This window comes from Bradyrhizobium sp. B039, from assembly GCF_038965675.1.
In the GTDB taxonomy this organism is placed as follows: Bacteria; Pseudomonadota; Alphaproteobacteria; order Rhizobiales; family Xanthobacteraceae; genus Bradyrhizobium; species Bradyrhizobium diazoefficiens.
This window is the reverse complement of record NZ_CP152416.1, coordinates 5,923,606-5,948,857: the sequence shown is the minus strand read 5'-3', so window position 1 is coordinate 5,948,857 and position 25,252 is coordinate 5,923,606. Positions and strand designations below refer to the sequence as shown.

The following is a 25,252-nucleotide window of genomic DNA, read 5'->3' as shown; positions in this document are numbered from 1 at the left end:
ACGAACCAACCCGCTTGGGGTCGGTCGGTTCGCCGCATCAGGGGGCTGGCGTCGCCAGCGGCTTGGTCTTGTCGTAGACGTAAATACCAATGATTTTCAATGATTTATCGCCGTTGGTCTTGGCGTCGTGGACGACGCCGGCCGGGATCAGATAGGAATCGCCGGCCTTCAGGTGCTTGTCAGGCTGGCCTTCGACGAGGAGATCGGCCTCGCCTTCCAGCACATAGCCGGTCTCGATCCCGGGATGGGTGTGACGGCCAGCGGCGCCGCCGGGTGGCACTTCGGCGATGGCGGTCAGGGTCGTGTAGCCGTCCGGGAAATCGGTCTTCTGGAGTGGGGTGCGCTTGATGGCGGGCTGCTGGGCGAAGGCCGCAAAGGCAAGGCCTGCGAAGGACAGAACGAGCAAAGTCTTTTTGAGCATTATTTCCTCCCTGGAAGGGCCGACCCTAGCAGCGCGGCAGTTCCCGGCAAGGTGGCAATCGGCCTGTTCAGCGCCTGATGCCCTCGAACGCCGCCATGATGCCGCGCTGGAACAGCGACCAGTCGAAGCCGAGCGCGATGGCGCGGTAGCCACGGTCGACCAGGGCGTTGGCCTGGTCGGCGGTGCGGGCGACGCCGCCGATCGGCACGCCGCTTCTGAGGATGCCGGCCTCGGCGCGCGCGACCAGCTCCAAGAGCTCCGGATCGTCCATCTGGCCGCGCTTGTTGATGGAGGTGGCGAGATCGCCGGGGCCGATCACCGCGACGTCGATGCCAGGCGTGGCCATGATCTCGTCGATGCGGTTGACGGCGTCGACATGCTCGATGGTGATCATGCAGATCATCTCGTCGTCGGCGCCGGCCATGTAGTCCGGCATCGACTGTCCCCAGCGGAATGGCGCGTGGAAGGGACCCCAGAGACGATCGCCGCGCGGCGGATAGCGCACGCTGCGCACCGCTTTCTCCGCCTCGCTGCGGTTCGTGATCATCGGAAAATTGATGCCGAAGGCGCCGATGTCCATCGGCGCCTTCGCAAGCCACGGTTCGTTCGCCGCGATCCGCACCAGCGGCGTGCACGGCGTGCCGGTCGTGGCGGCGATCATCGCATGCGCCTCGGTGAGGCCGATCGGCCCGTGCTCGAGATCGACGATGATCCAGTCGAGCGAGCGCGCCATGATCTGCACGGTCTGCACGCTCGGGATGGTCGCGATGGCGCCGAAGGCGGGGCGGCCCTCGCGCCACAATTGGCGGAGACGGTTGAGCGGCGTGGTCTGGACCGACATGAGAAAACCTGCGCGGAGATGACGACGGCGAAGCCTAGCAGCGCGTCGTTGGCGCGGAAAGTCAGGCCAGCGCGCGGCCGCCGAAGAACGGCGTCAGCGTGGCCGAAAGGTCATGCACACGGTTCGAGGTGAAGATCATCTCGGCGCCGGACTGCATGATGCCGCCGATAGCCGGGCCGAGCAGATCCGATACGCGGCGGGCGATGGCGGGTGCCGGGTCGATCCAGTCCACCGGCCAGGGCGCGAGCCTGGTCAGCCGGTCGAGCAGGAGCGGATAATGCGTGCACGCCAGCACCACCGTGTCGGTACGCGCGCCTGCGTCGGCGGCATCGCCGACGAAGCAGGGGGTGAGCTCGGCAAGGATGTCGTCGTCGCTGATCGGATGGCCGCCGAGTGCGCGTTCGGCGAGCGAGGCGAGTTCGGGCGAGCCGACCAGCGTCACCTCGCATCCCTGCGCGAAGTCGCGGATCAGCGCCTTGGTGTATTCGCGCTTCACCGTGCCCTTGGTGCCGAGCACCGAGACGCGCCGGCTCTTCGACTGCGCACAGGCCGGCTTGATCGCCGGCACCGTGCCGACGAAGGGCAGGGAATAAGCGGCGCGCAGGTGCGATAGGACCAGGGTGGACGCCGTGTTGCAGGCGATGACGACGAGGTCCGGATCATGGGTGCCGATCAGCTCCCCCATCAGCGGCACGACGCGGGCGATGATCTCGTCCTCGCTGTGGTGGCCGTAGGGGAAGAAGGCGTCGTCGGCGACGTAGACGTAATGCGCGTCCGGGCGCGTGGCCACGACCTCACGGAGCACCGTGAGCCCGCCAAGGCCGGAATCGAACACCAGGATCGTCGGGGAATTGGTCACGTCGTTACCTTAAAGCGTCTTGGTTACCATTCGGTTTTTGGGGCGGTTTTGCGGCGGTGGCACCTGGGGCCAATTTTGAACGATTCAATTTCGCGATTGCCGCATGTTCCCGCTATCAGCACGGGTGTTGCACTGCGGACGGGGACATATCCGCAGAATTCCGGGGAGCCGACATGATCAGAAACACCAGTAACGGCTGGGGCAGCGTTTCCCGCTGGCTGCACTGGATTTTGGCGCTGACGATCATCGGTATGATCGGCTTCGGCTGGTGGATGAACCACATCCCGGCGCGGCCCGACCGCTTCTTCTACCGCTCGATCCATGCCGATATCGGCTATGTGATCCTGCTGCTCACGGTGCTGCGCCTGGTCTGGCGCGTCGTCAACCCGACGCCGGCGTTGCCGGCCGACAGCCAGCCCTGGCAGAGGCTGGCCGCCCGCATCAGCCATGGCGCGCTGTATCTCGCCGTGATCGTGGTCATCATGCTTGGCTGGGCGCATTCCGGCGCGCACGCGCCTGATTATTCGGACTTCTTCGGCCTGTTTCACGTGCCGCAATTCACTTCTCCCGACCGTGCGGCGGCGAACGCCTATGAGGACCGCCACATCCTCTTTGCCTATGTGCTGCTCGCCCTGATCGCGGTTCACGTCGTCGCCGCCCTCTGGCACCACTTCATCCGCCGCGACCGTGTCGTGACGCGGATGGTGGCGGACGAGGCGGGGTAGGGCTTTCCCAAACGCGTTGCTCGCAATCCCGTCATCCCCGCGCAACCGCGAAGCGGTTGTCGCTGGAGGCGCGAGGCTTGCGATGCGCACGCATCGCAAGCGGAGCCTCGTAGGGTGACGGCGATGCTATGATGCGGCATCACGATCCATCCCACGGCCGCAGGAGGCGCCATGCTCACCGTCCATCATCTCGGCAAGTCGCAGTCCGAGCGCATCGTCTGGCTGTGCGAGGAGCTCGAAATCCCCTATGAGCTCAAGCGCTACGCTCGCGATTCCGTCACCATGCTGGCGCCTCCCGACTACAAGGCGCTGCACCCGATCGGAGCGGCGCCCGTCATCACCGACGGCGATCTCGTGCTCGCCGAATCCGGCGCGATCGTCGATTACATCATGGCCAGATACGGCAATGGGCGCCTCGTGCTCCGCCCGGACGACCCTGATTTCGCGCAGTTTTTGTACTGGTTTCACTTCGCCAACGGCACGCTGCAAGCCGGCATGGGCCGCTTGATGATCCTGAACCGGCTCAGGCCCGCCGAGGACAATCCGATGCTGGTCGCGACCAGAGGGCGCGTCGACCGCGCCTTCGATCTGGTCGACGCGCGGGTTCGTGACGCCGAATATCTCGCCGGCAACACCTTCACCACCGCCGACATCATGATGGGCTTTTCGCTGACCACGATGCGCTACTTCCAGCCCTATGATCTCCAGCGTTGTCCGAACGTGGTGAAATATCTCGGCCGCATCGGTGCGCGGCCGGCCTACCGGCGCGCGATGGAGAAGGGCGATCCCGGCGTGGCGCTGCTGCTGAGCTGAGCGGCGGTCACGCGATCCTGTTCGTCGTCGCCGCCCGTTCCGTGGCGAGCTGCTTCTGCAAGCGATCGATGTTTTGCAGGAGGCGCTGGCTGGTCAGCACCAGGAAGTAGTAGCCGAACTGCGGATCCTGGAAGTAGATCTCGAGCAGCCGGTCATAGGTGATCGTCAACACCTGGCCGTCTTCGACGCATTCGATCGTTCCGGTGCGCCGGTTGTCCGGCGTCAGGAAGCCGAGCTCTCCCATGAGAGCTCCGGGCCCGATCTCGACATTGATCTCCTTGACCAGGAATTTTCCGGTGACCGTAAGGAGCATCTCCTTGGCCGGATCGCCCAGTTTGAACAGCGTGTCGCCGCGGCGATATTTGCGCTCGGTCATGAACGGCTTGAGCCACTCGATCGACATGTCGCCTTCGGCCGCATGTCGCGCCTTCTTGACCAGCTTGAGCATCTGCCGCAGGCGAAGAGCGTTGATCGGAAGCAGCAGCAGATAGAGCAGGAAGGTCGAGACGTTGGCGGAGAGCGCGCCGAACACGGCGAAGAATGCACAGCCGACCATGTTGGCGACGCGCAGGGGCACCATGGTCCGCATCAGGAGGGTGGCGACGAAGAAGCCGGCGCCTACCGCGGCGAACAGATTGGCCAGGGTGATGTTTTGGACAAAGATCTCCAGCATCCGATTGAAGATCGCGTCGTAGGTGACGTTGTTGGGATCGAGGCCCATCTGGACCAGGATCTTCGCGATCCTGAGGTTGTCCGTCGCCGCATCGAGAATGCGGTCGAGGATCGACGAAATGTCTGCGCTGCCGGACGGCATGGTACTAACCCCGCGTAAGGCCTTCAGTCCTGGTCGGTATTCGTATAGCCGAAATCGAATGACGACCGCTTGAATGGAGCCTTCGGCCGTCATGCCGCAAGAGGCAAATTTTAGCCTGATCGTGCGTTTCGGCAATTGCCCGTTGGTTGCGCGTATCGCCGTGGCGACCTGTGATTCGGCCCCGGGGCGCGGACTTCGGCGCCGTTGACCGACCTGAGGCCCCCGACGAGGGGGCGTGAGGCGATCTTCGCCTTACGGCTTGCTGGCGGGCTGGATCACCTGCTGCTCGACCAGGCCGAGGTGCCCCGGCAGCGAGCCGGCGCGCAGCATCATGGCGACGCTGCTCGCTTCCTCCAGGGTGAAATTGCCGGAGATCTGGCCCGAGCCGCCGGTGATGGGCTCGCGGATCACGGGAGCGGAGATCACCCTGTCGTCGAGCACGATAGCGAAGGGTCTTCCGACGTTCTCTGCGGTGATGTGGGCGAAGCGCCGCGTGCCGCGGCCGTTGAAGCGGAACGAGGCGATCGGGTCCTTCGTGCCGCTCGCAAAGCCGGGACCGGCATAGCTGATGTCGTCGCCGTCGAGCGCGCTCTCCTTGGCAACCAGATAGGGCTGCTTGTCCTTGAAACCGAGCAGGACTTCTGTGCCCGCGGGCAGCGCACCGGATTGGGCCTGCTCCGCCGGCATCGAGAGGTCGACCAGGCGGAGGCTGACCTTGACCTTGGTGGCGAAGATCCTGGTCACCTGCTCGGGCTCCATCATGCCGGGCAGGAAGATGCGGATGCGGTCCGTGCCGTCAGGCTGGACGCTGGCGAGCCTGATGCCGGCATCCTTGAGGCGCTGCTCGATCATGGCGATGGCGTCTTCGACGAGATCGCGCAGCCGCGCGGCGGATGCGGCATCGGTGGGCGCGAGCCGGACCAGTCCGTCGCCACCGTCGGTCATGGCGAGCGCATGCGATGGCAATCCCTCCGCGGCTGAGGCGAGCTTGCGCTTCAGCTCTTCGCGGCCCTTGGCGTCCACGATCTTCAATTCGACGCCGCCGTCGCGGATCGCAAGACCGGAGAAGGCGATCTTGCCCTCGCGCAACGTCTTGTAGACGTCGTCGCGCAAATCCGTGACGACGCTCTCGCGCAAGCCGTCGGTGTCCACCTTGTAGATGATGCGCGAGCCGCCCAGCTTCTCCATCTTGTCCGCGATGAAGGCCGTGATCTTGGCGCGCATCTTGTCGAGCTGGCTGTCCTCGGCGAGCCCCGCGCGGGGCAGCGCGATCGCCGCTGCGATGGCGAGCGCAATAGTAAGCCGTCCGATGCGATCCCGCAGGGGCATAGTCATGATGACCTCAAGTCTTGCGGCAGGACGCTGGCAGGCGAATCCTGTGCATGTTCTTGGTCCCCGGATCGGGCGCGGAGGTTCAAATTCCGTCTGGATGAGCCTTGTCGCTGCAGCCGTTAGGCAATGGACGAACGGCAAATCATCCCTCATTGTGTTGGCGTTCGACCGGCCATCGGTCGAGGCCTCGCCGACCAAAATGTCAAAAGACAGGAGGCGGGGAAATGCACCTGAGGGAGGACGGAATTCCATGGCGGGCATCCACGCGCTCGATCGGCTGATTGGCAACGACTATCCGGACCTGGCGACTGACGAAGAGGTCCGGGCCTTCGAGCAGGTCCCCTACGCGGATCGCGTCGCGGCCGAGAGCACCTATGACGCGATCAAGTTAGGTGCTGCGCGCAATCCCGACGGCGCAGCGATCCAGTTCCTGCAAAACGCCGATCCGGCCGATACGCCGGTTGTGGTCACGTACCGCGACTTCGTGGCGCGCGTCACGCAGGCCGCCAACATGTTTCACGCGCTCGGCGCGGAGAAGGGCGACGTCATCAGCTTCATGCTGCCGCTGGTGCCCGACGCCTTCGTGACGCTGTTCGGCGCGGAAGCTGCCGGCATCGCCAATCCCGTCAATCCGCTGCTCGAGCCGCACCAGATCGCGGAAATCCTGGAGGCCGCGAACACGAAGATCCTGGTGGCGCTCGGGCCGATGCCCGGCACCGACATCTGGCAGAAGGTCGAGCAGATCCGCCCGCAGCTCAAGCATCTCAAGGCGATCGTACAGGTGTTCGGTGGCGGCGACCCGGCGAACGGCGTGTTTGCTTTCAACGATTTGATCAAGCAGCAGCCGTCCGATCGGCCGATCAGCGGACGCAAGATTCTCGGCAGCGATATCGCCGCTTATTTCCATACCGGCGGCACCACCGGTACGCCGAAGCTGGTGCGGCACACCCATGCCAACCAGGTCTACCAGGCCTGGGCGCTCAATCTGCTGCTGAAACCCAAGCCCGGCGCCAACCTGTTGTTCGGCATGCCGTTGTTTCACGTCGGCGGATCGCTGACGCAGGTGCTGCTGACGCTGTCGAGCGGCGGCTCGCTGGTCGTGCTGTCGCCGAGCGGCTGGCGCAATCCGAATGCGGTGAAGAACATCTGGGGGCTCGTCGAGCGCTTCAAGCCCGAGGCGCTGTCGAGCGTGCCGACGGTGCTCGCCGCAACGCTGGCGGTGCCGCCGGGCAATGCCGACATCTCCAGCCTGAAATATGCTGCCGGCGGCGGCTCGGCGATCCCCGTCGCCGTCGGCTCGGCGATCCAGGACAAACTGAAGCTGCCGGTGGTCGAAGTCTACGGCATGACTGAGACCTCGAGCGTGCACACGCTCGCTTATCCGTCACGGCCGATCCGGCTCGGCTCGGTCGGCCTGCCCATGCCCTATGCGCGCGTGCGCATCGTGCAGCTCGATGCCGACGGCCGCCTGATCCGCGACTGCGCGCCGGACGAGATCGGTGTCGTGATCATGGCGGGGCCCGGCGTGTTCGGCGGCTATCTCAACGACGAGCACAACAAGGGCGCCTTCGTCGACGAGGTCTGGGTCAATTCCGGGGATCTCGGCCGGCTGGACGCCGACGGCTATCTCTGGATCACCGGTCGCGCCAAGGATCTCGTCATCCGCGGCGGCCACAACATCGATCCGGCGCCGATCGAGGAGATCATGTTCCGCCATCCCGCCGTTGGCTTCGCCGCGGTGGTCGGCCAGCCCGACGCCTATGCCGGCGAACTGCCGGTCGGTTACGTGCAGTTGAAACCGGGTGCCAAGGTCGAGCCGGGCGAGCTTGAGGCGTGGGTGCGCGAGCGCACGCCGGAGCGCGCCGCCGTGCCGGTGCAGGTCATCCCGATCGATCCGATGCCGGTCACGGGGGTCGGCAAGGTGTTCAAGCCGCAGCTGCGCTGGGACGCGGCCGAGCGCGTGTTCACGAAGGTGCTGGCGCCGCTCGCTGCGCGCGGCATCGACTGCAAGGTCAGGGTCGGCGCTCATGGCAGCCACGGCTCGATCGCCACCGTGACGCTGGCGGGCCTGCCGGCCGACCAGCGCGAGGCGGTCGCGGGCGAGGTGCACACCCTGCTCGCGCCGTTCGTGATGCGGCACGAGGTGGTGCAGGTGTAGCAGGCCCAAACGCAGCCCGGCGTCGGTCTGACCGCGCCGGAAGGGCGACGCTCCCCGCTCGATCATGAAGGTCGTTTGAGTCCCTGTGTGACTAATGTCACATATGGAAGAATTGGCATTCGGCCATACTCCGAATAGTCTCATGGAATTGCATCCGGGGGGACGCAAAGTGATTCCGCTTCGGCTATTTGCTTTGTTGATATTTGCGATGGGCCTAGCCTGCGGACCGGCGCATGCCGACCGGCGGGTCGCGCTCATCATTGGTAATTCCGCCTACAAGAGCGCGCCGAAGCTCGGCAATCCCGTGAACGATGCCACCTTGGTTGGCGGCATGTTCAAGAAAGCCGGCTTCGATTCCGTGGACGTCAGGCTTGATCTCAGCGCCAGCGAGATGCGGCGCATGCTGCGAGAGTTCGCCGGCAGGGCGCGCGACGCGGACATGGCGGTGATCTACTATGCCGGCCACGGCATCGAGCTCGACGGCAACAACTATCTCATTCCGACGGATGCGACACTGGAGACCGATGGCGACGTTCTCGACGAGACTATCCCGGTCGAGCGTGCGCTGTTCGCGGTCGAGCCGGCCAAGCAGCTCCGTCTCATCATCCTCGACGCCTGCCGCGACAACCCCTTCTCAAAGACCATGAAGCGCACGCTGGCCTCGCGCGCGATCGGACGCGGCCTGGCCAAGGTCGAGCCGACCAGTCCCAACACCATGATTGCCTTCGCGGCCAAGGCCGGCTCGACCGCGTCCGACGGCGACTCCCGAAACAGCCCGTTCGCCACCGCGTTGGTCGAGCACCTGCCGAAGCCGGGCCTTGATCTGCGCAAGGCCTTCGGCTTCGTGCGCGATGACGTGCTCAAGGCTACCAGCTACAAGCAGGAGCCTTATGTCTACGGCTCGCTCGGCGGCGACGACGTGCCGCTGGTCCCGACGCGCCCGATTGCGACCGGTCCACAGGCCAATCCGCAGGATGCCGTGCGCAGGGACTACGAGCTCGCGCTCCAGCTCGCCACGCGTGATGGCTGGGAAGCGTTTCTGGCGCAATATCCCGACGGATTCTATTCCAACCTTGCCAAGGGCCAGTTGAACAAGATCGCCGCCGAAGAGACGCGCGCGGCGGCCGAGCAAAAGGCCAAGGCGGCGGAGCAGGAGAAGACAAGGCTCATTGCCGAGCGCGCTCAGAAGGCCGAGCAGGAAAGGGCGGCCGCGGCGGCCAAGGCCGCCGAGGAAGCACGGATCGCGGCCGAAAAGAAGAAGGAGATCGAGCAGGCGAAGGCTGAAGCGGCCGAACGCGAGCGCAAGGCAGCGGAAGCGGCGGCTGCGAAGGCGCTGGCCGAGAAGCAGGCGGCGGAGAAGGTCAAGGCCGAACTCGCCGCAAGGCAAGCCGCCGAGAAAGCGGAGCAGGCGGCAAAGCCGGCGGCCGACCGGCAGATGCCCGAAGTCGAGAAACAGAAAGTCGCCGCGCTTTCGCCTGAGCCGACCTCAACATTATCCGCGGCTGATCTCGCCAAATCAGTGCAGAGCGAATTGCGCCGCGTTGGCTGCCTTGCGTCGGCTGCGGAGGGCGAGTGGACGTCGGCCGCGCAACGTTCGATGACCCTGTTCAACAAATACGCCGGCACCCAGTTCGACGTGAAGCTCGTCAGCGTCGACGCACTCGATGCGCTCAAGGCGAAGCCGGGACGGGTCTGTCCGCTGGTGTGCAATTTCGGTTTCAAGGCCGACGGCGATCAATGTGTGAAGATCACCTGCCGCGCCGGCTATCGCGTCGGCGACGACAACGAATGCGAGAAGATCCCGGAGAAGAAGCCGGTCGCGACGCGGGAGGATTCGAGGAGGCGGGACCAGGACCGCAAGGAGGCGGAGTCCACGGCGCCGAAGTCGCAGTCCTCCGGGCAGATGATCTGCAACAACGCCGGATGCAGGCCGATTGCCAAGGGCTGCCGACTCGGCACGACCAATCATCCTTCGAATCCCGCCTATAAAGTGCCGGCCGAAATATGCAACTGATGACGAAGCATAACTTTCGGACTTCCGCCATCGGGCTCGGAGCTCTTGCTTTTTTTGTTCTTGCAAGCTGCCTCGGCTGCGGCCCGGCACTCGCCGAGAAGCGCGTTGCGCTCGTCATTGGCAATTCCGCCTACAAGAGCGCGCCGAAGCTTGCCAACCCGGTGAGCGATGCCGGCTTGATCGGCGGCATGTTGAAGAAGGCCGGCTTCGATACGGTCGACATCAGGCAGGACTTGAACGCATCCGAAATGCGCAAGGCGCTGCGCGAGTTCGGCGCGCGGACGCGGGATGCCGACGTCGCGATCATCTACTATGCAGGCCACGGCCTCGAGGTCGACGGCACCAACTACCTGATCCCGACCGATGCAGCTCTTGAGACCGACACCGACGTCTACGACGAGGCGTTGCCTATCGATCGCGTGTTGGTGAGCATCGAGCCTGCCAAACAGCTTCGGCTCGTCATCCTCGATGCCTGCCGCGACAACCCCTTCGCCAAGACGATGAAGCGGACGGTCGCCTCTCGGGCGATCGGCCGCGGGCTCGCCAAGGTCGAGCCGACCAGCCCGAACACCATGATCGCCTTCGCGGCCAAGGCCGGATCGACGGCGTCCGACGGAGATTCCAGAAACAGCCCGTTCGCCACGGCGCTTGCAGACCACCTCCCAAAGCCTGGGCTGGACCTGCGCAAGGCCTTCGGCTTCGTGCGCGATGATGTGCTGAGGAGCACCGCGAACAAGCAGGAACCCTTTGTGTATGGCTCGCTGGGCGGCGAGGACGTGCCGCTGGTTCCTGCCAAGCCGGCCGCAACCGGTCCGCAGGCAAATCCGCAGTCTGAGCTCAGGCGCGACTATGAACTCGCGCTTCAGCTCGGCACGCGGGACGGCTGGGAAGCATTCCTGGCGCAATATCCGGAGGGCTTCTACGCGAATCTGGCCAAGGGCCAGTTGAACAAGATCGGCGCCGAGGAGACGCGCGCGGCAGCCGAGCAGAAGGCGAAGGCGGCGGAGCAGGAGAAGACAAGGCTCGTTGCCGAGCGCGCCCAGACGGCCGAGCAGGAGAAGGCGGTCGCGGCGGCCAAGGCCGCCGAAGAGGCGCGCATCGCGGCGGAAAAGCAAAAGCAGATCGAACAGGCGCGGGCCGAGGCCGCCGAGCAGCAGCGCAAGGTCGCCGAGGCGGCGGCCGCGAAAGCGCTGGCCGAGAAGCAGGCGACGGAGAAGGCCAAGGCCGAGCTCGCCGCCAAACAGGCGGCCGAGAAGGCGGAGCAGGCCGCAAAGCTGTCGGCTGATCGTCTGATACCAGAGGCCGAGCAAAAAGTTGCAGCCCTTTCACCGGCGCCGGCTTCCACATTATCTGCAGCTGATCTGACAAAATCCGTGCAGAGCGAACTGCGCCGCGTCGGCTGCCTGTCCGCCGCTGCCGATGGCGACTGGAGCGCCACGTCGCAGCGCTCGCTGACGCTGTTCAACAGATATGCCGGCACCCAGCTCGACGTGAAACTCGCGAGCGTCGACGCGCTCGATGCGCTGAAGGCGAAGCCGGGGCGGGTCTGTCCGCTCGTCTGCAATTTCGGCTTCAAGGCCGACGGAGACCAATGTGTGAAGATCACCTGCCGCGCAGGCTATCGCGTCGGTGACGACAACGAGTGCGAGAAGATCCAGGAGAAGAGGCCGGTCGCCAGGCGCGAGGACTCAAGGAAGCGGGATGCGGACCGGAAGCAGGTTGAGGCGACACCATCCAAGCCGCAAGCATCTGGCCAGATCTTTTGCAATGCTGCCGGATGCCGCCCTGTCGGCAAGGGATGCAGAATAGAGCGCGCCGGCACCGCTGATGCGAGCTCAGTGATGGCGGGCCGGACCAGAGAAGTCTGCGATTGAGGTGAGAGCGAACGAGCCAGGGCTTGCATGCCTCGCCGCACGCGAGCATTCCGCCGTCACCTTCAGCAATTGTCGGGCGTGTTCGGATCCGCCGCGCTGTCCGGGTGGTCGAGGTCCGCATTCAGAGGCGGAGATTCCGCCCGAAGGTATCGGCAAGGACATCCAGCACATCTCCTACAGCGACATCGGCGGCCGGCCCGACCGAATGCGGAGAAATGCGCCAAAGGCCTGTTCCACACATTCGTTGTCGACGTGCGCGCGCCGGAGAATCCGGTGCCGATCGCAACCCTGCCGACCCCGCGCGACCGTGATTTCTGCACGAACGGCACCTTCGGCCCGCATAATCTGCACGAGAACCGCCCGGGCTGGTTCCAGAGCGAGGAGACGATTTTCGCGACCTACAACAATGCCGGCGTCAGGGTGTTCGACATCAGGGACGCCTTCGCACCGAAGGAGGTCGCTTATTGGGTGCCGCCGGTACCGAAAAAGCTCGTCGACCCGCGCCCGAACATCGGGCTCGCAGCCAAGACCTGCGACGCCTATGTCCGGCCCGACGGCTGATGTTCGTGTCCGACTGGAACGCCGGCCTGCACGTGCTGCAATATCAGGTGCAATATCAGGGATGAGCTGGCTACCCGCGGATCGCCGCATTGGCCCTCTCGGCCGCGCCCGTCATCGCTTCCTTCGCCGGCCTCGCACCGTTGACCACTTCGTTCACGCCGATCATGAAGGCGTCCAGGATCAGTCTCGATTGCGGATGGAAAAGAACTGCCTTGGCGCGGTCGACGTCGGCATTCTGCAAGTTTGTCAGCGCCGCCTCGGCTGCCTGCGGGCCGAACGCCTTCTTGAAGCCCTCGCTCGACCAGGCCGACACGCGTGTCGTCGCCAGCCCCGCTGCAGCGGTCCGCAGCGAGGTCGCCTTGCTCGTCGCCCAGAGCAGGAACAGGAAAGCCGCCCGCTTGTTTCGAGATTTGGAATTGATGCACGCCTGCCAGTGCGACATGAAGGGGACGGGTCCGCGACCGGCGAGATGCGGAAAGGTTGCAAACCCAGCCTGCTTGGCGACACGGCTTTTCGCGGGATTGGAGATGTCGGTCGCGAAGTTGCTGCTGTCGATTGCCATGGCCGTCCGCCCCTGCAGGAAGTCGTCCAGCACGTGGTACCATTCGTAGCTGCCGACGCCAGCAGGCCCGGCCTGACCGAGCACCTGTCCGTACATCTCGATGGCCGCGATCCCCTCCGGGCTCGCGAAAGCGACCCTGTTGTGCTCGACCATGGCCCCACCGTAGGAGAACAGGAAGCCCATGGCTGGCGGGGAGGAATTGCCGCTGGCCTGGGCCCGCATCGCGATCCCCGACATCCCGTTGGTCTTGACCGCCTTGGCGGTGACGAGCAGCTCCTCGAAAGACTGGGGAATCGGCAGGCCCTTGGCTGCCAGCGCATCGTTGTTGATGAACAGGGTCATTGCCTCTGAGGTAATCGGGACGGCGTACCGTTCGCCGTCCGACCACAGCGGGAAGGCTCGGGCCGTCTTGAGCAGGTCGCTCTCGTCATACCAGGCGGGGTCGGTCAGCGACCTCAGGGAATAATAGCCGTTCAGTGGCTCCACCCATCCGTTCGAGATGCCCTGGCCATAGGTCGTGAACATGAAGACGTCGGGCGTGCTGCTGCCGCGAGCGAGCCTGACCGGCAGCGCGCCGAGGAAGGCGGTTTCCAGCTGGAAATCGATGGTGACGTTGATGCCGGTGAGTATGGTGAACTCCGGCAACAGCGGCGTGATCGCGTTCGACCACGGATGGATCGCGCCCGAAAGCGCGATCGTCTGTCCCGTAAATTGCTTCCAGTCGATCGCGGCGTTGGCGTAAGCTGCAGCGGTATCCTCGGCAAAGCTCCAGCGCGGCAGCGCGGTCAGGCCCGCGCCAGCCGCCCCCAGTCCCTTGATGAAACTGCGCCGGCTCGCCGGATGGCTCAATGAGTGTTCACCCCGTGCCATGATGATGCTCCTTGAAGCAACCAAGGGCATTCATTCATAGCACACGCACGGGGCCGCAGCCCTGCGACATCACGGCCCTTACGCCGGGCGTATCCGATGAATGTCGGGTTCCCGACCTCCCTATCCGTGCTATTGTCCTGTCATGCTCTGGCGTCGGCACCAGAACACGCGCGGTCACTCGAGCATCGAAGACCCACGGCCAATGTCCGTTCCTGTTCGGGCCCTGCCTCTGCGATGGTTAGCTCGTCCGCTGATCCTTGCGGTCGCAGTGCTTGTGACCCTGTTTGCCGCGACCAGCTTCCTCGGCCTGCAATATTGGCAGGAGCGGCAGGCAGCTCATCACTTCATCGAACACAGCCGCCAGGTCCTCGAAACGCTCGATCGGCTGCGGGCGATCGTCGCGGAACTGGAGACTGAAAGGCGCGGGTATCTCATGACCCTCGACCCCACCTATCTCAAGGCCTACGGCGTCTCTGACGAAAGTGTACGGCGGGAGGCTCAGGCGCTGCAGATGTTGGTCGCGGACGATCCGTTGCAGGGCCTTCGCGCCGGACATCTGGCGCTGACCGTTACAGCCACGCTGCGCGAGATCGACGAACTGCTGAAGACGGCCGGCACATCCGGGCTGGCCGCGCTGGCGATGATCCGCAGCATGGACGAGATCCGCTCGCAAATCGACCAGATGGTGGATCACGAACGCTTTCGGCTCGCCGACCGGGAGGCGCACGCCGAAGCATTCGAGCAACGCTGGACCTGGCTGATCGCCGGCGCCGTTGTCCTCGTCATCGCGCTGGCCGGAGCGGCGCTGGCGCTGGCGCGGCTCGAAGCGAAACGGCGGAGAAAGGCGATCGAGGAGAATATCCAGCTCCAGAGTGATCTTGCAGCACGGGATATCAAGATCAGGCGCCTGTTCGACGCCAACATCATCGGCATCATCATCTGGGAAGTCGAGGGGCGCATTCTCGAGGCCAACGATGCCTTCCTGCGCATCGTGGGATACGACCGGGAAGATCTCATCGCAGGACGCCTGAACCGGACCGACCTCACGCCGCCGGAATGGCGCGCCCGCGACGTGCAAACCGTGGCGGAACTGAAGCGGGTCGGGACGGCCCAGCCATTCGAGAAGGAGTATGTGCGGAAGGACGGAAGCCGTGTGCCGGTGCTGATCGGCGGGACCATGTTCGGAGCAGGTACGGAGAACGGCGTCGGCTTTGTCCTCGATCTGACGCCTCTCAAGCGGGCGGAAGCTGAAGGCCGCGAACACGAGCGGCGCTACCGTGAAGCGCTGATGGAGCTCGCGCACGCCAATCGCGTCACCACGATGGGGCAACTCACCGCGTCGATCGCCCACGAAGTCAACCAGCCGATCGCCGCGATCGTGGCGAACGCCGAGGCCGGGTCGAATTGGCTGGAGGCGCAACCGCCAAATCTGGAGCGGGTTCGACAGACGCTCGACTGGATCACAAAGGACGGCATGCGAGCCGGCGATATCATCGGCCGGATCCGGGCGCTGATCAGGAACGCGCCCCCGCAAAAGGAGACTCTGGAGATCAACCAGGCGGTGCTTGAGGTTATCGCGCTGACACGCAGCGAAGCGTTCAAGAACGGCGTGTCGGTGCGAACGCAATTTGCCGAGGGCTTGCCGCCGGTTCAGGCCGATCGGGTTCAACTTCAGCAAGTGGTGCTCAACCTGATCGTCAACGCGATCGAGGCGATGGCCGCGGTCGGCGAGGGGGGACGCGAGTTGGTGATCAGCACCGGTCGGGATGCATCGGACGGCGTCCACGTCACCTTGCGGGATTCCGGTCCGGGGCTGGATCCGAAGAACGTGGACCGCCTGTTCGAAGCGTTCTACACCACCAAGCCCACGGGCATGGGGATGGGTCTCGCCATCTGCCGCTCGATCATCGAGGCGCATGGCGGGCGGATGTGGGCTGGCGCAAACGAGCCGCGGGGCGCCTTCTTTGAGTTCACCCTGCCTCTCGCGTCAGACGAGAGCGCATCTCGCCCGCTGGAGGCGGATGAGCCAACGGAGCAACGCTCCGCGGCCCGATGACGGGCTCCGCGCAGCCCGGTCCTTTGCGCGAATGTTGCCTGCTGCGAAGCCGGCCTTAACCCGCCGGCATCCTCGTCTCGATCAAGCGCACCCAGAACGAGGCGCCGTGGCCGAGGATGTTGTCGTTGAAGACATAGGACGGGTGGTGGCATTCGTTGCCGTCGCCCATGCCGACCAGCACCATGGCACCGGGACGCGCCTCCAGCATGAAGGAGAAGTCCTCGGCGCCCATCATCGGGATGAACTTGTCGTTGACGCGCTCGGCGCCGACGATGTCGCGGGCGACGTCGGCGGCAATCCCGGCCTCGCGCGCATGGTTCATCGTCACCGGGTACATCCGTGTGTATTTCGTCTCCGCCGAGCCGCCATAGGCGCGCGCGACGCTCTCTGCGACCTCGCCGATGCGGCGTTCGACCAGATCGCGCACCTCGGGATCGAGCGTGCGCACGGTGCCGCCGAGCTCTGCGACCTCCGGGATGATGTTGAAGGCGGTGCCGGAGTGGAATTGCGTGATCGAGATGACGGCGGATTTGAGCGGATCGATGTTGCGCGCGACGATCGATTGCAGCGCATTGACGATCTGCGAGCCGATCAGCACGCTGTCGACCGATTTGTGCGGACCCGCGCCGGCGTGACCGCCCTTGCCATGGACCGTGATCTGGATGTTGTCGGAGGAGGCGAGCATCGCGCCGGGCGTGGTGGCGAAATGGCCTTCGGGCAGGCCCGGCATGTTGTGCATGCCGTAGACCTCCTGGATGTTCCAGCGCGTCATCAGGCCGTCCTCGACCATGGCCTTGCCGCCGCCGCCGCCTTCCTCGGCGGGCTGGAAGATCACGATCGCGGTGCCGTCGAAATTGCGGGTCTCGGCGAGATATTTTGCGGCGCCCAGCAGCATCGCGGTGTGACCGTCATGGCCGCAGGCGTGCATCTTGCCGGGGACCTTGGAGGCATAGGGCACGCCCGAGGTTTCCGTGATCGGCAGCGCGTCCATGTCGGCGCGCAGGCCGATGGTCTTGCCGGAGGCCGATTTGCGGCCGCGGATCACGCCGACGACGCCGGTGCGGCCGATGCCCGTCACCACCTCGTCGCAGCCGAACTCGCGCAAGCGATCGGCGACGATGCCGGCTGTACGGTGGACCTCGTAGAGCAGCTCCGGGTTCTCGTGGAAGTCATGGCGCCAGGCGGCCATTTCGTCGGAGAGGGCGGCGATGCGGTTGACGATGGGCATGAGGGGGATCCGTTTCTTTTGGGTTCTCTCGTCATCCCGGGGCGATGCGTCGCATCGAACCCGGAATCTGGATGTCGTCGCGCGAGATTCCGGGTTCACGCTTCGTGTGCCCCGGAATGACGAGAATAATCAGCTCTCGCCGAACACGCGCTTGAAGATCGTGTCGACGTGCTTGAGGTGATAGGCGAGGTCGAACTGCTCCTCGATCTCGGCGTCGGTGAGATATTTCTTCACCTCGGCGTCCTGCTTCAGGAGCTGGAGGAAGTCGCCTTCGCCGCGCCAGACCGGCATGGCGTTGCGCTGCACCAGCTTGTAGGCGTCCTCGCGGCTCGCGCCCTTCTGCGTCAGCGCCAGGAGCACGCGCTGCGAATGCACGAGGCCGCCGAGGCGGTCGAGATTCTTCTGCATGTTGGCGGGATAGACCAGCAGCTTGTCGATCAGGCCGGCAAGGCGCACCAGCGCGAAGTCGAGCGTCACGGTCGCGTCCGGACCCATCATGCGCTCGGCGGAGGAGTGCGAGATGTCGCGCTCGTGCCAGAGCACGACGTTTTCCAAGGCCGGCGTCACATAGGCGCGCACCATGCGGGAGAGGCCGGTGAGGTTTTCGGACAGCACCGGGTTGCGCTTGTGCGGCATGGCGGAAGAGCCCTTCTGTCCCTCGGAGAAGAACTCTTCGGCCTCCAGCACCTCGGTGCGCTGCATGTGGCGGATCTCGACCGCGATGCGCTCGACCGAGGAGGCGATCACGCCAAGGGTCGAGAAATACATCGCGTGGCGGTCGCGCGGGATCACCTGGGTCGAGATCGGCTCGGGCACGAGACCCATGGCTTTTGCAACGTGCTCTTCGACCCGCGGATCGATCTGCGCGAAGGTGCCGACGGCACCGGAGATAGCGCAGGTCGCGACCTCCTTCCGCGCCGCGATCAGGCGTTCCTTGGCGCGCGAGAATTCGGCGTAGGCATAGGCGAGCTTGAGGCCGAAGGTCACGGGCTCGGCGTGGATGCCATGGCTGCGGCCGATGGTCGGCGTCATCTTGTGCTCGAAGGCGCGCTTCTTCAGCGCCGCCAGCACCTTGTCGAGATCGGCGAGCAGCAGGTCGGCGGCGCGGGTGAGCTGGACGTTGAGGCAGGTGTCGAGCACGTCGGAAGAGGTCATGCCCTGGTGCACGAAGCGCGCCTCGGGGCCGACGATCTCGGCGAGGTGGGTGAGGAAGGCGATGACGTCGTGCTTGGTTTCGCGCTCGATCTCGTCGATGCGGGCGACGTCGAAGGTGGCGTTCTTGGCCTTCGCCCAGACCGTCCTGGCGGCCTCCTTGGGGATGGTGCCGAGCTCGGCCAGGGCGTCCGCCGCATGCGCCTCGATCTCGAACCAGATCTTGAACCGGGTCTGCGGCTCCCAGATCGAGGCCATTTCCGGACGGGTATAGCGGGGGATCATCTGACGGCTCCAGCAAAGGTGGGCGGGCGGCCCTGAGGGGCGGCACCGGCCAAAATGTTTTTTACGCCGTGATTTAACAGAGCGGGGAGGGCGAAACAAACGGCGGAGGCAAGGTAACGGGGGATGACCACCGGACCCGCCCGCGGGGCCGGGGGGGCAAAAAAGTAACTGTCAATCACGGATCATTGACTGACAGATATTGAAATCTGTCAGCGAGACGTGTATATCCGTTTCCGGACGCTCCGATTGGGCGTCCCGCGGCTACCCCCGGAGGCCCCGACGTCCGAAACAAATGCGGATCGAGGGACGAAATTGAAGAGAGGGGACCGTGGACGAATGGAGACTTACGACAATGACGACCGAAATCATCAATTTGACCGGGACGATTGGGCATTGGCTCAATTTACTGGTGGCGCGCCAGATCGCGGCGCAGGCTGCAAAACTGCCTCATTGAGGCGAGAGCGTTCCGAACGACCGGCAAGGGCGCTTCGGAAGCAGCGCCATCGCCGGATAAATGAACCCCGAGCGGGAACATGGTGCTGGCATGAATGAAGCCGTTGTCTTGACGCCGGAGCGGATCCTCGAAGTCACCGAGGACGTACTCAGGCGCTACGGACTTGCCAAAGCCACCGTGGTCGATGTTGCCCGTGCGCTCGATGTGAGCCACGGCAGCGTCTATCGCCATTTTCCGAGCAAGGCCTCGCTGCGCGAGGCCGTTGCCAAGCGGTGGCTTGACCGTATCGACGCGCCGTTGCTCCAGATCGCCAGGGAGGAAGGGCCCGCGCCGGTGCGGCTCGACCGCTGGCTGCGCACGCTGTTCGCCGCCAAGCGTTCGCGTGTGCTCGACGATCCCGAGATGTTCGAGACCTATCTCACGCTGGCGCGCGAGGCCTGCGCAGCCGTCAAATGTCACAAGGACACCATGATCGACCAGATCGCGGCGATCCTGACCGACGGCGTGAAGCAGGGCGTATTCGCTGTGGACGACGTCAAGGCCACCGCGCGCGCGATCTTCGATGCCACCGTCCGCTTCCACCATCCGGCCCATGCCGACGAGTGGAAGGACGCCGATCTGCCCGCGCGCGTCGATGCAACGCTCGCGCTGCTGCTGCGCGGGTTGAAGGCGGCATAGACCGCGACGCCTAACTCACCCTCTTGCCTTGTGAAGAAGCGCGCCCTCGCGAACGGAGGGCGAGGCAGTTGCGTGCCTGCGCGGGTGAAGCGCGCCGTTGGCTGCTGGAACGACCGGCGGGCTCTCCGGATATGCATTGACCGCGATTTCGACGACATCCTTTGACCGCTTTCGAAGCCGGTAGAATGTCAGTTCCTGTTCGAGCATGGGGCAGCGGAAGTGGACGACGGCCGTATCGGGCAAGCGGCAGAGTTCGTCGATAAGCTCGCCTACGGTGATGATCGGGGGATGGTCGATTGCCTTGTGATGAGCCTTACTCATGGCGATTCCTCCACTACTACTAACCGGAGCTGGATGGCCTCCGTTCCATCCCGCTCAGCAGATTCAAGAACAACACGTCGCTTGAGGAATCCGGCAGCCCCGCTGCTAGATCTTCGTCAGCCCGCAACTCGCCGCCAGCCGCACGAGCTGTGCATCGGTGCGCGCGCCGGTCTTGGTCTTGATCAGATAGTGATAATTCTGCACCGTCTTGACGCTGAGATTGAGATGCGTCGCGATCTGCTCGGTGGTGGCGCCGCCGGCGAACTGGCGCAGGATCTCGATCTCGCGTTCGCCCAGTTGGTCCAGCACTGAGCCGGTCGGCGACAGGCTGTCGTCGGCCAGGATATGCGCGATGTCGTCACTCATGGCGCGCTCGCCGCGGGCGACGCTGCGGATTGCATTCACGACCGCGGACGGCTCGCTGCTCTTGGTGACGAAGCCGGAGGCGCCGGCGCTGAAGGCGGCCTTCACCAGCACGGCTTCGTTGTGCATGGTGAAGACGAGGATCCGCGCCCGCGGGCTGCGGGCGCGGATGTTGCGGATCGCCTCCAGCCCGCTGGCACCGGGCATCGAGATATCGAGCACGACGACATCAGGGTCGTGCGCCTTGAAGGCGCCGTAGGCATCCGCGGCGTTGTCGGCTTCCGCCACGACATGGAGGTCACCCTGGCTTTCCAGCACGCGCCGGTAGCCTTGCCGAACGATGGGATGGTCGTCGACCAGCAGCACGGAGATGCCTGTTGCCGCAACCTCGCTCATCTCGGCCTCACGCGGCGAGCGGAATGGTGGCGGCGACGCTGAGGCCGCCTCTGGCCGGCAGGATCGACAGCGACCCGCCGGCGGCTGCGACGCGCTCGCGGATGCCGGTGAGGCCGAAGCCCGCCGACCGCGCCACGCGTTCCGCATCGCCGCCGCCGTCGTCCTCGACCCGGATCAGCAGCGCGTCGTCCTCGCCGGCGCGCCGCTCGACGCGCAACGATATCTCGCGTGCCGCGCCGTGGCGCAGCGCATTGGTCAGGCATTCCTGGGCGACGCGATAGGCGGTGGTGGCGGCCGGGCCGCTGATGTCGGTGAGATCGCCCCTGAGATCGAGCTGGATGGTCGGCCGCGCCGCGCTCTGCGAGCGCCAGCTGTCGACGAGATTGACGAGGCTCGCCTCCAGCCCGAGCTCCTCGGGCAGGGGATTGCGCAGCCGCTTCAGCGCATCGCGCAGTGAGGCCATCAGATGATGGGTCGCCTGCGAGATCATCCTTGCGTCCTGCGCGATGCCGTCTTCCCTGTTCTGCTTCGCGCTCGCCGTCTCGATGGTGTCGGCGAAAGCGAGGATGGCCGCGAGGTTTTGCCCGAATTCGTCGTGCAGCTCGCGGGCGAGGGCGCGGCGTTCGTCGTCGCGGATCTCGATCAGCCGCCGCGTCAGCGCCGCGCGCTGTTCGGTGGCTTCTTCCAGCCGGGTGCCGAGCTCGCCGACGGCGCCCCCGATCATTGCAAGCTCCATCGAGCGGAAGCGCGGCAGTTTGGTGCGATAATGGCCGCGCGCCATGCGCTGGAGCGCGGTGACGATCGCGCGTGCCGGCGCCAGCGTATGCGCGATCGCAAGCGACGCCAGCAGCGCAATCGCCGCCGCCATCAGCAGCGCGACGTCGATGACGTTGAGGATGTATTCCCAGGCGAGCGAGATCGCGGCCGCGGCATCGGGCGTCGCAACCACCGTGCCGGCGGCCGCGGCGCGCGGACTGACCGGCCGCACCACCTCGGCGTGGCTGCCGAGGAAGGTCGGCACGATCGACGCGAACCAGCGCGGCGGCGTCTTGCCCAGCCCCTCGCTCTGGCCGCACAGCGGCTTTTCGAATGCCACGGCGGGCTGGAACTCGACGCAGACGCCGGGCGAGATCAGCTTCATCGTGTCCAGCGTGCGCCATTCCGGAACCGGCAGCAGGTGCTCGCGCGCCCTGCTGCTGCGCAACAACAGCTCGTGCCAGTACAGCGCCTGAAGCGTCTGCGCGACCCGCTGCGCCGAGGCCGCAGTCGCCCGGTCGACGCTGCGATAGGCCTCGAACGTGGCCCATACGGTCGCCGCGCCCAGGCAGAGCGCCACAATGAGAAGCAGACGGGCGACAAGCTGAAGCACGAGGCGCATGCGATCACCCCAAAGTTTGGTAAGGTCAGCCTAACAACGCCGCCGCGCCTTGCCAATCGCAGGGATTGGGCCGGATTGCAGCTCGGGCAAATTTCCCAAGCCGGATTGGGCATGGGTCTTTGGACCGCGTGCGGCGGCTTTGATCTAATCGGGGTGGAATCGTTGCAGGACAATCCCTGCAAGCCAGGAGCGGTGCAGCATGAGTTCGATGACGATTGGACCGATCGCAGGGTCTGCTGCCGACCCGTCCGAGCGCAGCGCGCTCCTGTTCTGGATGATCTTCACCGGGCTTTCGATCTTCGCCGTCGTGCTGTTGTGGCGCTTCGGCCTGATCCACCTGATGCTGACCTCGGACCGGACCTACATTTCCAGCGTGATCGCGCTGCTCTATGTCCTCACCTGCGGCCATTGCTTCCTGCGCACGCGGGCGATCGCGCGGGAGGGGGCGGCGGCGCGGCGCTGCAGGGCGGCGCTCGCGGCGCCCGGCGGCAGCAAGCTGCTCGATGCGAGCGCGACGGCTCTGCCGCGCGGACTGGTGCGCGATCATATCGACAGCCTGGTCACCAAGGCCGCCGCGCAGGATTACCGGCCGGTTGACCAGACGCTGCTGCTGCGGACGCTGGCCGACCGCCTGCGCGGCTCCAACGGCTTCGGCGCCTTCGTCTCGGACACGCTGATGAAGCTCGGCCTGCTCGGTACCATCATCGGCTTCATCATCATGCTGGCGCCGATCGCCGGGCTGGATGCCGCCGACAAGGTCGCGATGCGGTCCTCGATGGGGCTGATGAGCGACGGCATGGCGGTTGCAATGTACACGACGCTGGCGGGCCTCGTCGGCTCGATCCTGGTCCGCATCCAGTACTACATGCTGGACGCCGCGACCCAGCGGGTGTTCTCGGATGCGGTGGTGCTGACCGAGACGTACGTGACGCCGGTGCTGGAACGCAAGGGCGCCGGAATCCCGTCATGATGGATGATTTCGGTCTCTATCCGCGCGAGGAGCCGTTCGATCCCCTGGGCGTGATGCTGTTCAAGGCGCTCCAGGTGATCGCGTTCCTGTTCTTCCTGGCGCTGCTTGCGGTCTCGCCAGATGCGAAGGACGGCAAGATCGACTCCAAGGCCGAGTTCATGATCACGCTGGACTGGCCGGACAATCACCCTGACGATCTCGACCTGTTCGTGCAGGATCCGGCCGGCAACATCGCCTGGTATCGCCATCGCGAGGCCGGCTTCCTCACGCTCGACCGCGACGATCGCGGCGGGGCCAACGATTTCATCATCGTCAACGGCAAGAAGATCGCTTCGCCCATCCGCGAGGAGATCGTCACCGTGCGCGGCATCGTTGCCGGCGAATACACCGTCAACGTCTCCCACTTCGTGGCCACGACCGGCGAGCCTGTGACGGCCAATGTGAAGGTGCAGAAGCTCAATCCGACCGCGCAGGTCATCTTCGACAACAAGTTCACGCTCGACCACACCGGCGACGAGAAGACCGCGGTGCGGTTCCGGCTCGATGCGGAAGGCAAGGTCGTCAATGTGGACCAGCGGCCGAAATCGCTGCTGGAGACGTTCCGCAGCAGCTGGCGCAACGGCGCCGACGTCGATGCGAAGACCGGTGTGAGGATACGCCGTGAGTAACCTGCAGACGGTCATCCTCACGCTGTCGGTCGCCTATGCCGTCATCGGCGCGCTGCTGCTGGTCGTGCTGGTCTATGCGCGGCTGCACTGGGCGCTGAAGGCGGTCGCGGTGGTCGTGACCAGCGCTTTCTACGTCGTCAGCTTCACCGAAATGCGCGGGCTGCTCGGCTGGGCCAGCGCCGACCGGCTGCCTGCTGCCTTCAAGCTGCTACAGGCCCGCATCGTCGAGCCGCATTCGCTGGAGGGCGATCCAGGCTCGATCTATCTCTGGGTCGAGCAGCTCGACGAGGACAATCGTCCGAGCGGCATCCCCCGGGCCTTCCGCGTGCCCTATGACGACCGGCTGGCCAACAAGACCCACGCGGCGCAGAACGAGATCGCGGCCGGGCATCCGCAGGGCGGCCGCGCCGCGGATTTCGGCGGTGGCGAGGGCAGCTTGATCGACATGGTCCGGGAATATGTGACGCCCAAGACCATCCTCGAGACCAGCGGGGGCGATTCCTCGACCGGCGAGTTCAACGCCCCGCCGGCCGGTGCGCAGGGCGCGGTATTCACCCCGCTGCCGCCGCCCCGGATGCCGCCGAAGGACGAGCAATAGACCCTTGACCATCGCGGCGGGGGCACGCTGGAAAACGGCCCCGCGCTGGCGCATCTTCTTGACGTCCCTCAATTTGGCCTTATCGGCTTTCGATAAGAACCTGAGGGTGGAGGGTGCGTGCTTCTCGCTGTCTTTTCGGATATCCACGGCAACCGGCAGGCGTTCGAGGCTTGCCTGAAGGTTGCCCGTGCGAAGGGCGCAGAGCGGTTCATCCTGCTCGGCGACTTCGTCGGCTATGGCGCCGATCCGGAATGGGTCGTGGATACCGCGATGGAGCTCGTCGCCGGGGGCGCCGTGGCCGTGCGCGGCAATCACGACCAGGCGGTCAATTCCTCGGCCGAGACCATGAATGCCGAGGCGCAGATCGCGATCGAATGGACCCGCGGCCGGCTTGATGCCGCGCAGCGCCGGTTCCTGGCCGAATTGCCGATGCTGGTGGCGGACAGCGACCGGCTGTTCGTGCATTCGGAAGCCTCCAGTCCCCAGCGCTGGCACTACGTCCGCTCGACGGCGGATGCCGCCAAGAGCCTGATCGCGACGCCCGCCCATGTCACGTTCTGTGGTCACATTCATCGTCCGGCGCTCTATTCGATGTCGGTGACGGCGAAGATGACGAGCTTCGTGCCGAAGACCGACGTCCCGGTGCAGCTTTTGCGCGGACGGCAATGGCTCGCCGTGCTCGGCTCGGTCGGCCAGCCCCGCGACAGCGATCCATCCGCATCCTTCGTGCTGTTCGACACGGTCTCGTGCCAGATCACCTATTGCCGCGTGCCCTATGACATCGCGAGCGCGGCGAACAAGATCCGCGAGAACGGCCTGCCGCCCTGGCTCGCCGACCGGCTGTCGCAGGGACGCTAGAGG

Annotated in this window: 22 protein-coding genes and 1 pseudogene; 12 read left to right on the top strand and 11 right to left on the bottom strand. The window is 65.2% G+C overall.

Going from position 1 to position 25,252, the window contains the following annotated elements:
* Positions 1-37 precede the first annotated feature (37 nt).
* The 3 genes from AAFG50_RS28375 to murI all read right to left on the bottom strand — a co-directional run bounded on the left by AAFG50_RS28375 (position 38) and on the right by murI (position 2,121).
* Positions 38-421 carry a cupin domain-containing protein gene (locus AAFG50_RS28375; protein ID WP_028173381.1) on the bottom strand — a complete coding sequence of 128 codons (384 nt, stop codon included), beginning with the start codon at positions 419-421 and terminating at the stop codon, positions 38-40.
* Positions 422-488: 67 nt separating this feature from the next.
* Positions 489-1,262, bottom strand: coding sequence for an aldolase/citrate lyase family protein (locus AAFG50_RS28370; RefSeq protein ID WP_011088449.1), 774 nt, complete (start codon positions 1,260-1,262; stop codon positions 489-491).
* A 61-nt stretch (positions 1,263-1,323) separates the two neighbouring features.
* Positions 1,324-2,121: a glutamate racemase gene (gene murI / locus AAFG50_RS28365; protein ID WP_028173382.1), complete on the bottom strand. Its 798-nt coding sequence runs from the start codon at positions 2,119-2,121 to the stop codon at positions 1,324-1,326.
* Positions 2,122-2,294: 173 nt separating this feature from the next.
* On the opposite strand from murI, the gene AAFG50_RS28360 reads away from it, so the two are divergent.
* Positions 2,295-2,846, top strand: a complete 552-nt coding sequence (locus tag AAFG50_RS28360) for a cytochrome b (RefSeq protein WP_039185539.1) — start codon at positions 2,295-2,297, stop codon at positions 2,844-2,846.
* A 171-nt stretch (positions 2,847-3,017) separates the two neighbouring features.
* Positions 3,018-3,659 carry a glutathione S-transferase gene (locus tag AAFG50_RS28355; protein ID WP_028173383.1) on the top strand — a complete coding sequence of 214 codons (642 nt, stop codon included), beginning with the start codon at positions 3,018-3,020 and terminating at the stop codon, positions 3,657-3,659.
* A 7-nt stretch (positions 3,660-3,666) separates the two neighbouring features.
* On the opposite strand, the gene AAFG50_RS28350 is transcribed toward AAFG50_RS28355, so the two are convergent.
* On the bottom strand, positions 3,667-4,473 hold the full coding sequence (locus AAFG50_RS28350; RefSeq protein WP_028173384.1) for a cyclic nucleotide-binding domain-containing protein: 807 nt from the start codon (positions 4,471-4,473) through the stop codon (positions 3,667-3,669).
* 252 nt (positions 4,474-4,725) lie between these two features.
* A complete protein-coding gene (locus tag AAFG50_RS28345) occupies positions 4,726-5,808 on the bottom strand; it encodes a preprotein translocase subunit SecD (RefSeq protein WP_028173385.1) in 1,083 nt (360 codons plus the stop codon).
* 247 nt (positions 5,809-6,055) lie between these two features.
* On the opposite strand from AAFG50_RS28345, the gene AAFG50_RS28340 reads away from it, so the two are divergent.
* From AAFG50_RS28340 to AAFG50_RS28325, 4 genes and pseudogenes are all read left to right on the top strand, one after another.
* Positions 6,056-7,963: an acyl-CoA synthetase gene (locus AAFG50_RS28340; RefSeq protein ID WP_028173386.1), complete on the top strand. Its 1,908-nt coding sequence runs from the start codon at positions 6,056-6,058 to the stop codon at positions 7,961-7,963.
* A 208-nt stretch (positions 7,964-8,171) separates the two neighbouring features.
* The gene (locus AAFG50_RS28335) at positions 8,172-9,977 is read left to right on the top strand and encodes a caspase family protein (protein WP_049832480.1); all 1,806 of its coding nucleotides are present in this window, start codon (positions 8,172-8,174) and stop codon (positions 9,975-9,977) included.
* Positions 9,977-11,851 carry a caspase family protein gene (locus AAFG50_RS28330; RefSeq protein ID WP_049832486.1) on the top strand — a complete coding sequence of 625 codons (1,875 nt, stop codon included), beginning with the start codon at positions 9,977-9,979 and terminating at the stop codon, positions 11,849-11,851. The genes AAFG50_RS28335 and AAFG50_RS28330 overlap by 1 nt, the downstream gene beginning before the upstream one ends.
* Positions 11,852-12,055: 204 nt before the next feature.
* Positions 12,056-12,477 (top strand): annotated as a pseudogene (locus tag AAFG50_RS28325) (hypothetical protein); the annotation flags it as partial.
* Positions 12,478-12,482: 5 nt separating this feature from the next.
* Here the strand turns inward: AAFG50_RS28325 and AAFG50_RS28320 are convergent.
* Complete coding sequence (locus AAFG50_RS28320) at positions 12,483-13,844, bottom strand: extracellular solute-binding protein (protein ID WP_028173390.1); 1,362 nt, start codon at positions 13,842-13,844, stop codon at positions 12,483-12,485.
* Between the two features lie 202 nt (positions 13,845-14,046).
* Here AAFG50_RS28320 and AAFG50_RS28315 point away from each other — a divergent pair, with 202 nt between their 5' ends.
* Positions 14,047-15,900 carry an ATP-binding protein gene (locus tag AAFG50_RS28315; protein ID WP_028173391.1) on the top strand — a complete coding sequence of 618 codons (1,854 nt, stop codon included), beginning with the start codon at positions 14,047-14,049 and terminating at the stop codon, positions 15,898-15,900.
* A 55-nt stretch (positions 15,901-15,955) separates the two neighbouring features.
* Here the strand turns inward: AAFG50_RS28315 and AAFG50_RS28310 are convergent, their stop codons facing one another.
* Together AAFG50_RS28310 and purB are read right to left on the bottom strand one after the other, a co-directional pair.
* Positions 15,956-17,128 (bottom strand): M20 aminoacylase family protein, encoded by a 1,173-nt coding sequence (locus tag AAFG50_RS28310; protein WP_011088437.1) that lies wholly within the window; start codon positions 17,126-17,128, stop codon positions 15,956-15,958.
* 129 nt (positions 17,129-17,257) lie between these two features.
* Positions 17,258-18,565: an adenylosuccinate lyase gene (gene purB, locus AAFG50_RS28305; protein WP_028173392.1), complete on the bottom strand. Its 1,308-nt coding sequence runs from the start codon at positions 18,563-18,565 to the stop codon at positions 17,258-17,260.
* Between the two features lie 544 nt (positions 18,566-19,109).
* Here purB and AAFG50_RS28300 point away from each other — a divergent pair.
* Entirely contained in the window at positions 19,110-19,697 is a 588-nt protein-coding gene (locus AAFG50_RS28300; protein ID WP_028173393.1) for a TetR family transcriptional regulator, read from the top strand.
* Positions 19,698-19,712: 15 nt separating this feature from the next.
* On the opposite strand, the gene AAFG50_RS28295 is transcribed toward AAFG50_RS28300, so the two are convergent.
* The 3 genes from AAFG50_RS28295 to AAFG50_RS28285 form a co-directional block, all read right to left on the bottom strand.
* The gene (locus tag AAFG50_RS28295; protein ID WP_028173394.1) at positions 19,713-20,018 is read right to left on the bottom strand and encodes a hypothetical protein; all 306 of its coding nucleotides are present in this window, start codon (positions 20,016-20,018) and stop codon (positions 19,713-19,715) included.
* Positions 20,019-20,123: 105 nt separating this feature from the next.
* Positions 20,124-20,777 (bottom strand): response regulator transcription factor, encoded by a 654-nt coding sequence (locus AAFG50_RS28290; protein ID WP_011088434.1) that lies wholly within the window; start codon positions 20,775-20,777, stop codon positions 20,124-20,126.
* A 7-nt stretch (positions 20,778-20,784) separates the two neighbouring features.
* Positions 20,785-22,155 (bottom strand): histidine kinase, encoded by a 1,371-nt coding sequence (locus tag AAFG50_RS28285; protein WP_028173395.1) that lies wholly within the window; start codon positions 22,153-22,155, stop codon positions 20,785-20,787.
* 199 nt (positions 22,156-22,354) lie between these two features.
* Between AAFG50_RS28285 and AAFG50_RS28280 the strand changes: the two genes are divergently transcribed.
* From AAFG50_RS28280 to AAFG50_RS28265, 4 genes are all read left to right on the top strand, one after another.
* Entirely contained in the window at positions 22,355-23,125 is a 771-nt protein-coding gene (locus tag AAFG50_RS28280) for a MotA/TolQ/ExbB proton channel family protein (protein WP_011088432.1), read from the top strand.
* The gene (locus AAFG50_RS28275) at positions 23,122-23,793 is read left to right on the top strand and encodes a hypothetical protein (protein ID WP_011088431.1); all 672 of its coding nucleotides are present in this window, start codon (positions 23,122-23,124) and stop codon (positions 23,791-23,793) included. Before AAFG50_RS28280 ends, AAFG50_RS28275 begins: the two co-directional genes overlap by 4 nt.
* A complete protein-coding gene (locus tag AAFG50_RS28270; RefSeq protein WP_028173396.1) occupies positions 23,786-24,391 on the top strand; it encodes a hypothetical protein in 606 nt (201 codons plus the stop codon). The genes AAFG50_RS28275 and AAFG50_RS28270 overlap by 8 nt, the downstream gene beginning before the upstream one ends.
* A 117-nt stretch (positions 24,392-24,508) precedes the next feature.
* A complete protein-coding gene (locus AAFG50_RS28265) occupies positions 24,509-25,249 on the top strand; it encodes a metallophosphoesterase family protein (protein ID WP_011088429.1) in 741 nt (246 codons plus the stop codon).
* The last annotated feature ends 3 nt before the right edge of the window (positions 25,250-25,252 follow it).

What these genes read in the sequence shown, in the direction of transcription:
- AAFG50_RS28285 (WP_028173395.1), bottom strand. Translation starts at nt 22,155, where the DNA reads ATGCGCCTCGTGCTTCAGCTTGTCGCCCGTCTGCTTCTCATTGTGGCG.
- AAFG50_RS28320 (WP_028173390.1), bottom strand. Translation starts at nt 13,844, where the DNA reads ATGGCACGGGGTGAACACTCATTGAGCCATCCGGCGAGCCGGCGCAGT.
- AAFG50_RS28375 (WP_028173381.1), bottom strand. Translation starts at nt 421, where the DNA reads ATGCTCAAAAAGACTTTGCTCGTTCTGTCCTTCGCAGGCCTTGCCTTT.
- purB (WP_028173392.1), bottom strand. Translation starts at nt 18,565, where the DNA reads ATGATCCCCCGCTATACCCGTCCGGAAATGGCCTCGATCTGGGAGCCG.
- AAFG50_RS28370 (WP_011088449.1), bottom strand. Translation starts at nt 1,262, where the DNA reads ATGTCGGTCCAGACCACGCCGCTCAACCGTCTCCGCCAATTGTGGCGC.
- AAFG50_RS28280 (WP_011088432.1), top strand. Translation starts at nt 22,355, where the DNA reads ATGAGTTCGATGACGATTGGACCGATCGCAGGGTCTGCTGCCGACCCG.
- AAFG50_RS28315 (WP_028173391.1), top strand. Translation starts at nt 14,047, where the DNA reads ATGTCCGTTCCTGTTCGGGCCCTGCCTCTGCGATGGTTAGCTCGTCCG.
- AAFG50_RS28350 (WP_028173384.1), bottom strand. Translation starts at nt 4,473, where the DNA reads ATGCCGTCCGGCAGCGCAGACATTTCGTCGATCCTCGACCGCATTCTC.
- AAFG50_RS28340 (WP_028173386.1), top strand. Translation starts at nt 6,056, where the DNA reads ATGGCGGGCATCCACGCGCTCGATCGGCTGATTGGCAACGACTATCCG.
- AAFG50_RS28275 (WP_011088431.1), top strand. Translation starts at nt 23,122, where the DNA reads ATGATGGATGATTTCGGTCTCTATCCGCGCGAGGAGCCGTTCGATCCC.
- AAFG50_RS28355 (WP_028173383.1), top strand. Translation starts at nt 3,018, where the DNA reads ATGCTCACCGTCCATCATCTCGGCAAGTCGCAGTCCGAGCGCATCGTC.
- AAFG50_RS28295 (WP_028173394.1), bottom strand. Translation starts at nt 20,018, where the DNA reads ATGAGTAAGGCTCATCACAAGGCAATCGACCATCCCCCGATCATCACC.
- AAFG50_RS28345 (WP_028173385.1), bottom strand. Translation starts at nt 5,808, where the DNA reads ATGACTATGCCCCTGCGGGATCGCATCGGACGGCTTACTATTGCGCTC.
- AAFG50_RS28360 (WP_039185539.1), top strand. Translation starts at nt 2,295, where the DNA reads ATGATCAGAAACACCAGTAACGGCTGGGGCAGCGTTTCCCGCTGGCTG.
- AAFG50_RS28290 (WP_011088434.1), bottom strand. Translation starts at nt 20,777, where the DNA reads ATGAGCGAGGTTGCGGCAACAGGCATCTCCGTGCTGCTGGTCGACGAC.
- AAFG50_RS28310 (WP_011088437.1), bottom strand. Translation starts at nt 17,128, where the DNA reads ATGCCCATCGTCAACCGCATCGCCGCCCTCTCCGACGAAATGGCCGCC.
- AAFG50_RS28330 (WP_049832486.1), top strand. Translation starts at nt 9,977, where the DNA reads ATGACGAAGCATAACTTTCGGACTTCCGCCATCGGGCTCGGAGCTCTT.
- AAFG50_RS28300 (WP_028173393.1), top strand. Translation starts at nt 19,110, where the DNA reads ATGAATGAAGCCGTTGTCTTGACGCCGGAGCGGATCCTCGAAGTCACC.
- AAFG50_RS28335 (WP_049832480.1), top strand. Translation starts at nt 8,172, where the DNA reads ATGGGCCTAGCCTGCGGACCGGCGCATGCCGACCGGCGGGTCGCGCTC.